11 protein-coding genes are annotated in these 15,011 nt (G+C 54.1%); 7 read left to right on the forward strand and 4 right to left on the reverse strand.

Annotated features, from left to right (window positions below):
• The first annotated feature begins 162 nt into the window (after positions 1-162).
• The 7 genes from A2273_02840 (at position 163) to A2273_02870 (ending at position 7,969) form a co-directional block, all read left to right on the forward strand.
• Positions 163-1,248 carry a hypothetical protein gene (locus A2273_02840; GenBank protein OGF07423.1) on the forward strand — a complete coding sequence of 362 codons (1,086 nt, stop codon included), beginning with the start codon at positions 163-165 and terminating at the stop codon, positions 1,246-1,248.
• 16 nt (positions 1,249-1,264) lie between these two features.
• Positions 1,265-1,909, forward strand: coding sequence for a hypothetical protein (locus A2273_02845; protein OGF07424.1), 645 nt, complete (start codon positions 1,265-1,267; stop codon positions 1,907-1,909).
• 121 nt (positions 1,910-2,030) lie between these two features.
• Complete coding sequence (locus tag A2273_02850) at positions 2,031-4,319, forward strand: glycosyl transferase family 1 (protein OGF07425.1); 2,289 nt, start codon at positions 2,031-2,033, stop codon at positions 4,317-4,319.
• On the forward strand, positions 4,316-5,800 hold the full coding sequence (locus A2273_02855) for a glycosidase (protein ID OGF07426.1): 1,485 nt from the start codon (positions 4,316-4,318) through the stop codon (positions 5,798-5,800). Before A2273_02850 ends, A2273_02855 begins: the two co-directional genes overlap by 4 nt.
• A 39-nt stretch (positions 5,801-5,839) precedes the next feature.
• A complete protein-coding gene (locus A2273_02860; GenBank protein ID OGF07427.1) occupies positions 5,840-6,688 on the forward strand; it encodes a hypothetical protein in 849 nt (282 codons plus the stop codon).
• Positions 6,689-6,715: 27 nt separating this feature from the next.
• On the forward strand, positions 6,716-7,096 hold the full coding sequence (locus tag A2273_02865) for a glyoxalase (GenBank protein OGF07428.1): 381 nt from the start codon (positions 6,716-6,718) through the stop codon (positions 7,094-7,096).
• 117 nt (positions 7,097-7,213) lie between these two features.
• Positions 7,214-7,969, forward strand: a complete 756-nt coding sequence (locus A2273_02870) for a DNA repair protein RecO (protein OGF07429.1) — start codon at positions 7,214-7,216, stop codon at positions 7,967-7,969.
• A 194-nt stretch (positions 7,970-8,163) separates the two neighbouring features.
• Here the strand turns inward: A2273_02870 and A2273_02875 are convergent, their stop codons facing one another.
• From A2273_02875 to A2273_02890, 4 genes are all read right to left on the reverse strand, one after another.
• Complete coding sequence (locus tag A2273_02875; GenBank protein OGF07430.1) at positions 8,164-9,690, reverse strand: peptidase M3A and M3B thimet/oligopeptidase F; 1,527 nt, start codon at positions 9,688-9,690, stop codon at positions 8,164-8,166.
• A gap of 61 nt (positions 9,691-9,751) precedes the next feature.
• A complete protein-coding gene (locus A2273_02880) occupies positions 9,752-12,793 on the reverse strand; it encodes a hypothetical protein (GenBank protein OGF07431.1) in 3,042 nt (1,013 codons plus the stop codon).
• A gap of 84 nt (positions 12,794-12,877) precedes the next feature.
• Positions 12,878-13,453 carry a hypothetical protein gene (locus tag A2273_02885; GenBank protein ID OGF07432.1) on the reverse strand — a complete coding sequence of 192 codons (576 nt, stop codon included), beginning with the start codon at positions 13,451-13,453 and terminating at the stop codon, positions 12,878-12,880.
• Between the two features lie 185 nt (positions 13,454-13,638).
• Positions 13,639-14,838: a hypothetical protein gene (locus A2273_02890; protein OGF07433.1), complete on the reverse strand. Its 1,200-nt coding sequence runs from the start codon at positions 14,836-14,838 to the stop codon at positions 13,639-13,641.
• Positions 14,839-15,011: the final 173 nt, after the last annotated feature.

The raw sequence follows: 15,011 nt of genomic DNA on the forward strand, positions 1-15,011 counted from the left end.
GACCCCACCCTTCCCTCCCCTAAAGCATTAGGAGAGGGAATTCTTTCACCACTTCGCCAGTAATATAACGGTCAATCTCCATGCGGGCTCTGAGCAGGACATCATACACGGCAAGCCGAATAGGTGACGCAGAATAAAAAATATCTAATTTATATCTTCACTATGCCAAAATTCATTCCCGGCCTAAAATTATCAGAGCTGTTCTTTAAAGAGGCCGTAAAACCTTTAATAAAATCGGGATTCCCCGGGCTCGAATATTCCGCCGGGCTTATCGATCATGGTTCTGAAGTGCTGGGCTTCGATACGGAACTTTCGACCGATCACCATTGGGGTCCGAGGGTTTTGCTTTTTATTTCCCCAAAAGACATCGGGCTGAAAAAACAGATTTTTGACTTTCTCGGCAGGAATCTGCCCCCGTCCTTTCGGGGATACTCAACACATTTCGGCGATCCCGACCAAGCCGGTGTTAGGCTCCTGGCCGCAGCAAAAGCGGGACAGCCCATAAGCCATCGCGTGGAAATCCACACCATCGGATCATTTTTCAAAAACTATCTTTTAATCGAGCCTAAAAATGCTCTTACTGCTTCCGGGTGGCTGACATTGTCCGAACAAAAGCTCCGAACCATCCGGAGCGGCAAAATATTTCACGACCAACTGGGCTTGAAACAAATCCAAAACAAGCTGCATTATTTCCCCAGGGATATCTGGCTCTACATGCTGTCGTCGGAATGGACCAAGATAAGCCAGGAAGAGCCCTTTGTCGGGCGCTGCGGCGATGTAAATGACGAGATGGGATCTAGGATTTTGGCTGCACGGCTGGTGCAATCCATCATGAAACTCTGTTTTTTGATGGAAAAGGAATACGCCCCATACAGCAAGTGGTATGGCACGGCCTTTTCCCGTTTAAAGTGTGCCAAAAAACTTTCTCCGGTTCTGCATAAGGTCCTAGCCTCGGAATATTGGAAGGAACGCGAAAAACATCTTTCGCTGGCATATAAGATCGTTGCCCAAATGCACAACAGCCTCAAATTGACCAGGCCTATGGCCGCGGACGTTTCGCGGTTTTATAACCGGCCATATTTGGTGATCCGCGCGGGCATTTTTGCCAGTGAACTTAAGAAGAGGATCAAAGACCCTGTCGTTAAAAGGATCCCGGCCGATATCGGCTCGGTGAACCAGTTCACAAATACCGTCGATCTTCTGGAAAATAATGAACTATTGAAGCGGATGAATATCCTGTACCGATAAATTTTATACCGTTTCTATGAAAAAGAAAACTCAAATAATGCTCATCCCTGGCGAGAATAACTTCAAGAACCAAAAGGATTATCTTCGCTTCTTAAAGACCCGGCCGGTCTCCATTGAGAAGCGGATACGCTGGAGCGAAGAATATCTGAATAAAAGATTGGGCCGGGATTTCGAGATCATCCGGCCCGTCATGCCGCTAAAAGAGAATGCAAAGTATGTTGATTGGAAGGTACATTTTGAAAGATTTATCCCTTTTTTAAGGAATAATCTAATCCTGATAGGCACCTCCCTGGGCGGCATCTTTCTGGCCAAATATCTGTCGGAAAATAAATTTCCCCAAAAGGTATTGTCGGCCTATTTGATCTGCCCGCCCTTCGACAACACCCTGCCCGAAGACGACCTGGTCGGTGGTTTTAAGCTAAAACCCGATCTTTCTTTGATCGAGAAGAATACCAGGAACCTTTATCTGCTTTTTTCCCGGGACGATGATGTCGTTCCGGTATCCCATGCCGCCAAATACGCCGCAAAATTGAAAAAGGCAACCATCATAATCTTCGATAGTAAGAACGGACATTTCAAAGTGTCTGAGTTCCCGGAGATCGTAAAAATGATACGAGGTGACATAAAAGGTTTGTCCCACTTAGATGCCTTCCTTGTCTAACAAGCCGAATGTGAGAAAAACCCTCGATCCCCATCGTTCCATGAGATAACAAACCCGACTGCTGAGCCGATCAGCCAAAGGCCATGGGGGTGAACCTGGCCCACCCGGAAAGAAGTTTTTAATGTCCAAATCATCCGATATCCACAAGATCGCCTTCCTGGGCGATTACCTGCCGCGAAAGTGCGGCATCGCAACCTTCACCACCGACCTGCGCACCTCGGTGGCGGCGGAATTCCCCGCCACCCAGTGCCTGGTGGTCCCGGTCAATGACGTCGAGGGCGGCTACGATTATCCGCCGGAGGTCCGGTTCGAGATCGCGGAGCAGGACCTGCCGTCCTACCTGCGGGCGGCCGACTTTCTCAACATCACCAACGTGGACGTCCTCTGCGTGCAGCACGAGTTCGGCATCTACGGCGGAGCGGCCGGCAGCCACCTGCTGGCCCTGCTGCACAAGCTGCGGATGCCAGTCGTCACCACGCTTCACACCATCCTGCGCGAACCCAACCCCGAACAGCGGCGGGTGATGCGCGAGTTGATCCGGCTTTCCACCCGGCTGGTGGTGATGTCGGAAAAGGGCCGGGAGTTCCTGCGGGATGTCTACCAGGCGCCGGCCGACAAGATAGACCTTGTTCCCCACGGCATCCCCGAGATGCCCTTCGCCGATCCCAATTATTTCAAGGATGAGTTCGGGGTGGCCGGCAAGCAGGTCTTGCTCACCTTCGGGCTGCTTTCGCCCAACAAGGGCATCGAGTACGCCCTGCGGGCCCTGCCGGCCATCATCGCCGAGTTTCCCAACACGGTCTACATCGTGGTGGGCCAGACCCACCCCAACCTGCTGCGCGCAGAGGGCGAGTCCTACCGGTTGAGCCTGGAGCGGATGGCCAAGGAACTGGGGGTCCAGAAGCACGTGGTGTTCTTCAACCGCTTCGTCGAGCTGGAGGAGCTGACCCGGTTCATCGGGGCCACCGACATCTACCTCACCCCCTACCTGACCGAATCGCAGATAACCTCGGGCACCCTGGCCTACGCCTTCGGGGCCGGCAACGCGGTGGTGTCCACCCCCTACTGGCACGCCCAGGAACTGCTGACCGAGGAGCGCGGCAAACTGGTGCCATTCCGCGACCCGGAGGCCATCGCCGGGGCCGTCATCGGCCTGCTGCACGACGCGCCGCTGCGCCACTCGATGCGCAAGAACGCCTACCAGCTGGGGCGGGGCATGGTATGGAGCCGGGTGGCCCATCTTTACGTGGACTCCTTCCGCCGGGCCGGCCAGGAGCACAGCTTCGTGGGGCGAAAATCCTCGCCCATCAGGACCCTTGACGAGCAGCCCGACCAGCTGCCGGCTCTTAAGCTGGACCACCTGTACCGCCTGAGCGACTCGACCGGGATATTCCAGCATGCCAGCTTCACGGTCCCCAATTTCGCCGAGGGCTACTGCACCGACGACAATGCCCGGGCCCTGCTGCTGACCCTGATGCTCCAGCAGGCGGGGCACAGCACCCCGCGCAGCAACGAGCTGGCCGCCACCTATTCCGCCTTTTTGAACCACGCCTTCGTCCGCAAGACCCGCCGCTTCCGCAATTTCATGAGCTTCGACCGCCGCTGGCTGGAGGATGTCGGCTCGGAGGACTGCCACGGCCACGCCCTGTGGGCCCTGGGTCTCTGCATGGGCCATGCCGGCCACGGCAGTTTCCACATGCTGGCGGCCGAGCTGTTCGAACAGGCCCTGCCGGTCGCCCCCGGGCTGACCTCGCCCCGGGCCTGGGCCTTCGCCCTGATCGGAATAGATGAATACCTGCGGCGCTTGAGCGGCGACCGGCGGGCCGGCCAGATCCGGGAATCTCTGACCGCCAAGCTGATGCAGCGCTTCGCCGACGCCTCAAGCCAGGACTGGCAATGGTTCGAGGACGTGGTCTCCTACACCAACGCCAAGCTGCCGCACGCGCTTATCCTCAGCGGCCGCAGTATGAACAACTCCCAGATGCTGGAGACCGGCCTTAAAGCGCTGCGCTGGCTGGTCAGGGTCCAGACCTCCGATACCGGCTCCTTCCGGCCGGTCGGCTCAAACGGATTCTTCCCCAAGGGGCAGGCCCGGGCCCTGTTCGACCAGCAGCCGATAGAAGCCCAGGCCACGGTATCGGCCTGCATCGAGGCCTATTCGGCCACCGGCGACATGTACTGGGCGGCCGAGGCCCGCCGGGCCTTCGAATGGTTCCTGGGACGGAACGATCTGGGACTGGCCCTGTACGATTCCACCACCGGGGGCTGCCGCGACGGCCTGCACGTCGACCGGGTCAGCCAGAACCAGGGGGCCGAATCCACCCTGGCCTTCCTGCTGGCCCTGGCTGAGATGCAGACCCTCCAGAGCGCCCTCACCAGTTTCAACGGGTCGCCGGATGAACAGCGATGAATAAATTGATCTCCCCCGCCATAGCGCCTCCGGTCCTGCAGGCCAAACGCATCGGACCGGTGATCTCCCCGGACCGCTCCCGGGTGTTGCTGCGGCCCTTCTATCCCGTCAGGAAAAGCATTGCCCGGAGGATCGTGAACGGGATCATGACCCTTAGTGACGAAGCGGCGGCCCGATTGCTGGCATCGGTGTTGAGCGAGTTCAAAGACCGGCATACCAACGTTGAGCAGACCTTCCTCAACCGCTTCAGGCAGGTGCAGGCGTATCTGAAGGATAGGAAGGAGACCCCGCCGGAGAAACAGCTGCTGATCGGGGCCTACTTCTCGCATGAATATTCCCCGGAGTCGGCCGCCCTGTTCAATCCGTCCATCGTGCCTCATCCCGATCAGACCAAGCTTCCGGCGGGCTCGCTCCGTTTTGTGTTGAGCCTGCGGGCCACCGGCGAGGGGCACATCTCATCCATCACCTTCCGCACCGGCACCGTCAGCGCCAAACACAGCATCAAGCTCACGCCGCCGGTTCCCTTTGTGACGGAGCCGGAGCCCCTGACCAACGCGGTATACCAGAAGGATCTCTTTGCCCGCAAGCTCCAGGAGGCGGGCCTGCACAGCAACTTCTGCCGGCGGGTGGTGGACCAGCTGCCCGGGGAATTCGTCCTGGACGACCTGCGCCGGATGCTGAAAGCGGAGCGGCGGAAAATGACCCCGGTCGACGCCCTGGCCGACCGGGCCTCCCAGGGCATCCTGCTGCTGGCCGAATCCAACTACCAGGTGCGGTTCGATCCCTCCAGCCATCTGGCCCAGCGGATCCTGTTCCCCTCGGTGCCCAGCCAGAGCAACGGCATCGAGGACGCCCGGTTCGTCATGTTCCGGGACGACGACGGCAGCATCACCTACTACGCCACCTACACCGCCTACGACGGCAAGATCACCCTGCCCCAGCTGCTGGAGACCGCCGACTTTATCCATTTCAAGTTCCTGACCCTCAACGGCCCGGCCGTCCAGAACAAGGGCATGGCCCTGTTCCCCCGCAAGATCGACGGGCGTTACGCCATGCTGTCGCGCCAGGACGACCAGAACATTTTATTGATGTACTCCGACAACATCCACTTTTGGCAGACTCCCAGGATGCTGCTGCAGCCGGCCCAGCCCTGGGAGATGGTCAAGATCGGCACCTGCGGCTCCCCCATAGAGACCGAGGCCGGCTGGCTGGTGCTGAGCCACGGGGTCGGGCCAATGCGGAAGTACTGCCTGGGGGCCTTCCTGCTGGATCTTAAGGACCCCTCGCGGGTGATCGGCCGCCTGCGCCAGCCGCTGTTGTCGCCCAACCAGGACGAGCGCGAAGGCTATGTGCCCAATGTGGTATACACCTGCGGCTCTTTGCTGCACGGCCGGGAGCTGGTGATACCTTACGCCATGAGCGACTATGCCACCAACTTTGCCACCGTGCCGATAGACGACCTGCTGGCGGGGATAGAATGACCCCACCCTGCCCTCCCCTAACGCATTAGGAGAGGGAGAATGATAATATCAAGACCATTAAAAAACTCACTAAATTCAATTATGTTATTTTTATCAACACAAGACCATATCGAGGTATTAAAAAATCTTATTGCGCTGGGTAGACCAAAAATGTTTATGGTTTCGCCCATAAAATACAGTAATGAATATACTTCATTAATGGTATCATTTTTATTACACAACATTTCCGCTAGCGAATCGTTATTAACATTATATAATACATATTCAAATCAATGGTTTCCGACAAATATTGGTTATATTATTGTTAGAACCATGTTTGAAACAGACATAACCGCACATTATATTACAAAAGATCCTACTAAACGCTCTTTGCAATATATCCAATACGGGGCAATTATTGATAAAAAACAACTAGCTATGTGTATTAACCTTTGTAATAGTACAAATAATTCTACAAAAGAATACATGCAGTTAATGTTCAAAGAACGGTACAAAAATAAGGAAGAAGAAATTAATAACCAGTATAATAAGATAAAGAATAATTACACACATAATAATAAGAACGGAAAAAAGACGTTATATAAAAATTGGTCCGGGAAAAGCATACATAATATGGCAATTGAGGTTGATCATAAAGAAGTTTATGAGACGTTATATACGGAACTATCATCATTCACACATGTAGATGTTAAGCTTGCTACTCGCTTTTTACGTGTGGATTTAAAAGGTCCTTATTGGTCTAACAAAGCTTCTGAAAATGATCTTGGATCTGTTTTCCAATATGCAGATATTTTCTTAACTTGCTTTCTAAAATTATTTGGTAAAGAAATGACCATTTGGGATGAAGAAGAAGTTGATAACTGTTGGAATATAAAAAAACGCAGCTAATTTAATTATGCAGAAAATGAAATATTTATGAAATTCTGCTGGGTAACCATAAACGTCAAGGACATGGAACGGTCCCTGTCCTTTTACCGGGACCTTCTGGGCCTGGAGATAAAACGCAAGATGACCCCCAGCCCCGATATGGAGATAATATTTTTAGGCTCTGGGGAAACCCAGGTGGAGCTTATCTGCAACAAAAAAGCCGGCGCTATTGTCGCCGGCAAAGATATCTCCCTGGGCTTCGAAGTGGATTCCTTGGACAAATTCAGCGAGATATTAAAGAGCAAGAACATTCCCATCCACTCCGGGCCTTTCCAACCCAACCCGCACATCAAATTCTTATACATCCTCGACCCGGATGGAACGAAGATCCAGCTGGTGGAAAATATTCCAGCCGCTGGCCCTAAATAAAAGAAGAACTGTCGCTGATGCGTTCCGGACCGCGCCACTTTGCTCCTTCCCGCATCGGGAAGGGGTAGGGGTTAGGTCGGTACCCGCCATTACTTGAATTAATTCTTATATACCTTCATGATCGAACGCACCGAAGCCATAATATTAAAGACCCAGAATTTTTCCGAGACCAGCCGCATCGTCAGCGCCTTCACCCGGCAGTTCGGCCGGATGAAGTTCATGGCCAAGGGCGCCCGCAAGCCAAAAAGCAGGTTCGGGGCTTCCTTCCAGCCCGGCGGGGTCTCCCAGATCGTCTTCTACCGCAGCCGCCACTCCGAGCTGCACACCGTCTCCGAGACCGACGTGGTCTGGGACCCCTCGGCCCTGGCCGAGGACGGCCGGATGAACCCGGCGGCGGTGGCCCTGGAGATGGGCTACAAACTCACCGCCTTGGAGTCGCCCAATATGGCCTTCTACAAGAATCTTTCGGGATTTTTGCGGTCACTGCCATCCTCCGGGGAAAGCCCCAGCCAACTGCTGGGCTTTTTTCTGTCGGCCCTCAACAACCTGGGACACTCCCCCCGGCTGGATTCCTGCGTCAAATGCCGCCGGGAGCTTAAAAGCGGCGGGCCGGTCTTCTCGGTGACCGAGGGCGGATTCCTCTGCCCCCGCTGCCATGCCCCGGAGGGGGAATGCATTATCCTGAAACCGACCCAATCCGCGGCCCTGTATCACTGGCACTCCACCGGAGAACTGTGCCAGATCGCCCCCCGCGACAGCAAAGGGCTGATCGAGACCCTGACCGCCTTCGTCAACCACCACATATCGGGCCGGACCAAGCTGATCTGCGTAAAATATTTGGACCCCACCCCTGCTCCTCCCCTAACGCATTAGGAGAGGGGTATATTGTATTTCCCTTCCCGCATCGGGAAGGGGCAGGGGTTAGGTGTCATTCCCGTGTAAACGGGAATCCAGGAACCCGACCGACAAAAATAACGTAGGGGATGGTTTCAAACCCTCCCCTACGTTAAAACGACCCCGGTACGACCTCACCCTACCCTCTCCAAATAAATTTGGAGAGGGATTTTTTATTCCGCCAGGTATTTAAGCGAGAATTCCTCCCCGCTGATGCGCTTGTACAATTCGGGATAGGTGTAGGTCCCGGAAGGTTTGATCACCTCTTCCATCAGAAACTTCCCGAACTTTTTACCCTGGCCCATGATGTCATCCGTTTTGTGGCGCTGCTTGAACACCTCCCTCAGCATGTCGCAGCTTAGGTCGCCCATGAAATAATTGTGCAGGTAGATGGGATGGGTGGTGTGATGGATCCGGAATCCCCAGGGCGGCTCCCCGGCGAAAGGCTCCTCGCCCAGTATCTGCCGGTATGTCTTCCAGTACAGCTGGTGAACATCGTCGATGGTCTTGATGTTCTCCCGATACAGGGCCTGGTCGAACAGGATGGCCGGAACGGCCTCCAGCCGGGTGGCCCGCTCCCAGCGCTTGAGATTGCCAAAGTTCTCCGCCGCCCCGGCCTGGTCCTCTCCGAAGAACTGTCCGTAGAACGATCGGTCATATAAAAAATCCTGGAACAGGTTGGCGAACCCCTCGGAGATGATGCCGCTGACCCCCAGGTTCAACAGCACCTCCCGGGGCTTAAGCAGGAAAGAATGCAGGGCGTGGCCGGTCTCGTGCAGCAGCACGCCGTATTCGTGATAGCGGTTCTCCACGTTGGCCAGTATCCGGGAGTCCTTGGCCGTCTGGATGGGGAAATTATAGCCCCACTCCGACTTGTTGCGGCGGGGGAAGATGTCGTAGGTGATGTTGTATTTGGTGATGTCCCAGCCGAAGTTCAAAAAGAAATCCCGGACCACATCGTAACCGGCCGACATGTCCACCCGGTGGTTGAGCTCCGGGGCCAGTTGGGCGCTGATATAGGCTTCGTCCCACGGTTTTACTTCCGTGTCGCCGATGAATTTTTCGCCGAATTCCGCCTTGATCTTTTTCATGGCCGGCAGCAGTTTGGCAGTCTGTTCCGGCCAGCCGTCGAACATGCTGGCGTCCAGCTCCTGCTGTTCCAGCTGGTAGGCCGCGAAGTTCTTGGCCCCGTAGAGCCGGGCATATTCTTTTCTCAATCCGATCAGTTCGGCGAATCCGGCCTGGAACAGCGGCTGGTTCACCTGGGCCCGGGCCAGGTAGGCTTTCTTTCTTTTCTCCCGGTCCGGCTGGCTCCGCAGGATCTGGGCGATCTCGGTGGAGCGGATCTCCCGGCCATCCAAATTGGAGCGGTGGGTATTGAGCACCTGGGACAGCTGGGTGGCCAGTTTCTGGATCTCCAGTTCCAGCTGGTTCATCTGGTCGGACAGGTGGTAGGGCTTGAAGGCCTTGTACAGGATCTCTTTCCGGCGCTTGTCCTGCGGCTCCAGGTCCATTGCCTGGTGATCCAGAATGGCCTGGTAGTTTTTCTGGTCCTTGAATACCTTGACCATCCTCTGGTAGGCCTTCTGCGAGCCGAAATCGTATCCGGTGGTGTACTGGACCCATTCCAGGCGGTAGTACTGGGCCGACAGCTTTTCCAGCTTGCGGCCGATGGCGCTAAGTTTTTTTATTTGGGACATTGGGGCTCCTATTTTATTTTTCAAACCTATGCATTGATTATACAAGGCTGGGCGGTAAATGTCAAAACATAAACCCCAAAACCAGCCTTGCCTTCCGCGGCAGAACATAGGCCGAGCTTTCCGGGTAGCGCAGTGAGTTGTAGGGATCGTTGACGTAGTCATTGTAGGCGGCCGCATAGGTGAGGTAGAGTTCCTTGTCGTCTATCACCCCGTCGCCGTTCAGGTCCCGCCATTTGCTGTAATCGGGATTGGGATACATCATGGTATGGCCGGAGCTGTCGATGCCACCCGGCAGGCTGTCCAAAACGGTCTTCCCGGCAAAATCATCGTAGGAGGGCGGCGTGCCGTAGGCATCGGTCAGGCCGGTCTGGGGAAAGATCCCGGTGGTGTTCTTGCGGTTGAACAGATTCAATACCTCCAATCCCAGGGTCAGGTTCACCCCGGATAGTTTGAATATCTTCTCCGCCTTCAGGTCGGTGTTGAAGGTCCAGGGCAGCCGTTCGTGATTGATGTCTCCCACGATGTTGCCGTAGAAATATCCCAGCACGGTGTAGGGAAACCCGCTGTTGGCGTTATTGAACAGGCCTATGGATATATCGGACAAAGGCTGCCCACCAAAAAACCACGGACCGAAATCGCTGCCGGATCCCCAGCCCAGGTTCAGGACAAACTTGTGCCGCTGGTCCCAGTTGAGGAAATAAGTATTGATATATTTTGGGTTCAGCAATGGGTCTTCTAGATTGTCAACCCCACCGTATATGTACTCGTGAACAATATTTGGTGCATCAGTGTTATACTTTGTCATCTGAAAAGAATAATTGGCTAAAATCGAATATTCCTTTCCCAAGGGTTTCAACTCATAAGTCAGCTCCAAGCCGCGAATATTGGCTTGTCTATTATTTTTAAATCCACTGTAACTCAATCCAGTTGTAGTATCTTGGATATATGCGGTATCTATCAGATCATAAACATCCTTATAATACATACTTAGGTCAAGCTCTGAGCTCTGCCCGAATCGTCGTGATAAACCGGCATCATAGGCTATGGTGTAGGGCGCCATTAGCTCCGGTTCGCCCAATACAGTGGTGCCCCGGGCAATGTTGGCGGTTAAATTTTTGTACAGATAATCCCACGACGGCTGCTGTACATACCGGCCGAAGTTCACCCGGAAGGAAGCGGACCCTGAGATCTTGTGCAGAAACCCCAGCCGCAGGCTGTACATGGTGGTGTCCCGGGCTTCTATGTATGAGGCGGTATCGGTCAGGTTGAAGTTATTGGCCTTTTTCCCGGCATTGGGCATGAACCGGTCCAGCCTGACTCCGGCGGTAAGCACCAGGTCGCTCAGCTCCAGTTTTTCCTGAAGATAAATAGCCAGGTTGGCCGGATCGAAATCGTAATAGTCCTTGAACGGCACCGGATCCCAGGGCAGTGAATTCTCCTTGAGGTATACCCGGTATTTCTTGAGATCGATGCCCCCCTCCAGGTTGTTCTTTTCGTTCACCTGGTGATTCAATTTAAAGTTGAACCCGTTATAACTGTCGGCCGTCCTCCGCCACAGCCTGGCCAGGCCGTAGCCTACAAAGTATCCCGGGACGCCATAGGGATTGTTGATATTTTTGACATAGCCCTGTCCGGCATAGGCATCGTAGATGCTGTCGCCGTTGGCATCGGCGTCGGACAGGAAGGTGTAATCCTGCCACCAGCTGCGCTCCTTCTCGGCGGCGGTGTCCAGCACCCCGGCCTGGGTCCTGGCGCTGAAGCGGCTGAGGCCCAGCGAATATGAGGTCTTTAGAGAGAGGTCCTGCCTGAACCTCAGGCCCAGCATCCACTCCTTCTTCAATTCGGCGTAGTAGTTATCCAGGTTGTATTTGAAATATGTGCTGTATTGTAATTCCTGCTCCCTGTTGGCAAACCAGGTGAGGCTGGCCTTGGCATTATATCGTTCAAGTTTATAATCCGCCCTTCCCTGCAACCTATACGAATTAGATCCGCTGTGCGGCAGGTATGGCTGGTCCCATTCCTTCCAGCCGTACATCCGGCCGTGGGCCAGCCGGTCCTGTTTTTCCAATTCCCACATCTGCTGGCCGCTGACATCCGATCCCCCGGCGGCGTAAAGGCTGTCGTAGTGCCTGATGGTATCGGCCCAGTCGCCCACCCAGCCGTAACTTCCGCCGCTGCCGGGGACGGTATCCCACACGGAGTGGCTGTAGTACAGGGTATCGGCCCAGATATAATCCTGGGAATGATCGGGCACGTAGATTTTTTCCGGCATATTAAAGGCTATTATGCCTTTGCGGTCTGCAACCTCGGCATTGAACGAAAAACGCAGGTCATTAACCTTGGGAATGGCCGAATTCCAAAAGCCCTCGAATTTGTTATATCCGCTGTTGGTTGATCCTTGGATCATATCCGAAGTCCATTTTATCCCTTTATCGGCCGACGATTCCGACCGTTCGGTAATGATATCAACCGCGCCCGACATGCTTTGCCCGATGGAAACGGGGAACCCCGCCCCGGTGATCTCGATCCCGGCAATGGCCCGGGAGGGGAGGTGCTCGCTGAATACCCCGAAATGCCGGTCGCTGACATCGAAGCCATCCACGAAATACGCTAGCTCGTCATGGTCACCGCCCCGCAGGTGCATCTGCCCGGCATGGATCACCGTACCTGGAGTTTGCCTGATAATATAGCCCAGCCCGGGCTCAGGCATGTTTATTGTTCGTCCGGCCGCTATGGCAAGCTGGCCCGTTCCGTCGGATTCGTTCTCTTCTGCCTGTTTTTTTTGACTGGCCGGCCAAAGCTTCAAAAAAAGTATCGCACCTTTTTCCGGGTAATACAGCACCTCCTTGACCACCGCCGGACTGGATCCTTTCTTCTCCGCCCGGAGGGTATAACTGCCAGCCCCCAGGCTGTCCATAACAAAATAACCGTTGATGTCCGTCCTGGACTCAACGGTCGTTCCATCTATGGTGATCCTGGCCTTTTCCAGTTTCTGCCCGGTTGCGCCGTCGATCACCAAGCCCTCGAGTTTGTTGGCCTTTTCTCCGGCCAGGGAAAGGGCCGCAGACCATAACAGGATGGCAGAGCAGATGATCCTGCGCATATTCGCCTCGCATATAGGGTTGTTTGACGAAGGGCTTCTTTTAAATGTAGTATAACAAAAGACTCTGGATATGTAAATATAAATCTATCTTGTTTTCCCATCCAGCCACTTGCAACCATTGTAAAGCTCCCGGCGGTCCTTGGACCGGTGCCGGCCCTTGGTCACTATCAGGGTGTCCTCAATGCCGTGGGACATAAATTCCCAATGCATTTTTTTGTTGGCCTCCAGGTTCCAGTCCTTCTCCCGGGATATCAGATAAAAATAATGTCCTTTTAACGATTCCCACTTGGCCAGCCCCATGGCCCCGTCATGGGCGCAGATGCAGACCGCCCCTTTGAATTTGTCGGGATGCAGGAAGACCTCCATCATGGCCTGCACCGCCTGCCCGGAAAAGCCGCAGATGAAGACCTTGGTAGTATCCACCGGATAATCGGCAATAAGCTTTTTATAAGTGACCATGATATCGGCATCGTTCTGCCAGGCACTGCGGTGATTTTTTGTTTTGGCCGAGGTGCCGATCACCCAGCCCAGCCTGTCGGCGATGGCCCGGTTGGAATCCAGATCCTTTTGGGTGGCGCCGGTGCAGGAAGTGATGATCAGGGCCGGGGCGGGCTTTTTTATGTCCTGGGGAGCATAGAATAAATCCTGCTGGGCAAACAATGTAGCTCCATTAAACAACAAAATTATGACACACAACTTTTGCCAGTTATTTCGCAATAATATTTTAACCACCCTCATCCCCTCCTTGATCAAGTAGAAGATCCGCCGTAGCGGAGAGGGGATTAAGGGGTGGTCAATGCCAGAGGCATATAACCACGATAGCTGTGCTATTCTCTTTGAAGCCGTCATCGTTTCAACAGACTTTTGATGTTCCTGCCGTATTTTGCCGGATAAGTTTTGATCAGCAGAACTTCCTGGCATTTATTGAAGGCGGCAAATTCTTTCAGAGCCGTACCCAGGACCGGAAAGAATTCTTCAAGATCGTCAATTTTCTTTTCGATATGCAGTGAATTGACGATCAATAATTTATTCTTACGGTCGGCCTTGGGGTCCAGCCGGCCAACCAGCTCGCCGTTCCACAATATCGGCAGGCTGAAATATCCGTATTTCCGTTTGGCGGCCGGGACATAGCATTCCAGGGTATATTCGAAATCGAATATCTCTCTGGTGCGGTTCCTCAGGATGATCAGGTTGTCGAAGGGCGATAGCAGATGGACCTGGTGCTTGGCGCATTCTGATGTGTCGTCGATCCCGGCCAGGTCTTCCTTCAGAATATAATACTTCTTGGGCAGGCCCTCGATGGATATCTGGACTATCTCTCCGCTTTCCTCCAACTCCTTAAGCCATTTGCTCAGCCGGCCGGTGACATGCATGTATTTGTCTATGTCGCCCTCGCTGGCCGGGCCCATGGAGCCCAGGGCCCGTTTGATGAAAAAGTGCTTCTCCTCCCGCTCGCCGGGCAGGGAGATATCCAGGCCCGGGGGCAGCACCCGTTCGGTCAGGTCGTAGATACGCTGGAAATTCCTTCTCTCGCTGACCATCAATTCGCCGCGTAAAAAGAGTACCTCCAGGGCCATCTTCTCCGGCTTCCAGTCCCACCAGACCCCTTTCCGTTTGTTGCGGCCCTCGAAATCGCCGCCGGAAAGCGGGCCCTCTTCGGCCACCCGTTTCTTCACCCGGTCTATGATGTGTTTCTTTCCTTTTATCCAGGATGAAATGTACTTGCTGCGCCGGCCCTGCATGTGAGAAATATAGTAGCGATAGTCTTTGATCGGCAAATAACTGGCGGCATGGGCCCAGTATTCGAATATCTTCCGATCGTCTTTTTGCAATTGATGCAAGTGCTGCTGGCGGTATCCGCTGACCCTGGCATTGAGAGCCAAATGATGCGCCCTCTCGATGATATTGATGGTGTCTATCTGAACATAACCAAGATGGTCGATGGCCTGATATGTGCCTTCCTTGCCCTGCAGGGATGCGGGATCGTCCAGCAATTGCTTGTGCAGGTTGAGAGCTTTGGCCTGATGTAATGATATTTTAGGCATCTATATTATAACCATTCCCCGTCTTGGTATTTTTATCACTGCTTTTTATAATTTGACCTCCCCTGTCCCCTCTCCGCCACGGCGGATCTTCTACTTGATCAAGCAGGGGATTTAAGGGTGGTCATTCGATAAACATTATAACAAAAGGCCGACCCCGTTGGGGATCGGCCTTT

It is taken from the genome of Candidatus Edwardsbacteria bacterium RifOxyA12_full_54_48 (assembly GCA_001777915.1).
In the GTDB taxonomy this organism is placed as follows: Bacteria; Edwardsbacteria; AC1; order AC1; family EtOH8; genus UBA2226.

What these genes read in the sequence shown, in the direction of transcription:
- A2273_02855 (OGF07426.1), top strand. Translation starts at nt 4,316, where the DNA reads ATGAATAAATTGATCTCCCCCGCCATAGCGCCTCCGGTCCTGCAGGCC.
- A2273_02850 (OGF07425.1), top strand. Translation starts at nt 2,031, where the DNA reads ATGTCCAAATCATCCGATATCCACAAGATCGCCTTCCTGGGCGATTAC.
- A2273_02860 (OGF07427.1), top strand. Translation starts at nt 5,840, where the DNA reads ATGATAATATCAAGACCATTAAAAAACTCACTAAATTCAATTATGTTA.
- A2273_02880 (OGF07431.1), bottom strand. Translation starts at nt 12,793, where the DNA reads ATGCGCAGGATCATCTGCTCTGCCATCCTGTTATGGTCTGCGGCCCTT.
- A2273_02865 (OGF07428.1), top strand. Translation starts at nt 6,716, where the DNA reads ATGAAATTCTGCTGGGTAACCATAAACGTCAAGGACATGGAACGGTCC.
- A2273_02845 (OGF07424.1), top strand. Translation starts at nt 1,265, where the DNA reads ATGAAAAAGAAAACTCAAATAATGCTCATCCCTGGCGAGAATAACTTC.
- A2273_02890 (OGF07433.1), bottom strand. Translation starts at nt 14,838, where the DNA reads ATGCCTAAAATATCATTACATCAGGCCAAAGCTCTCAACCTGCACAAG.
- A2273_02870 (OGF07429.1), top strand. Translation starts at nt 7,214, where the DNA reads ATGATCGAACGCACCGAAGCCATAATATTAAAGACCCAGAATTTTTCC.
- A2273_02840 (OGF07423.1), top strand. Translation starts at nt 163, where the DNA reads ATGCCAAAATTCATTCCCGGCCTAAAATTATCAGAGCTGTTCTTTAAA.
- A2273_02875 (OGF07430.1), bottom strand. Translation starts at nt 9,690, where the DNA reads ATGTCCCAAATAAAAAAACTTAGCGCCATCGGCCGCAAGCTGGAAAAG.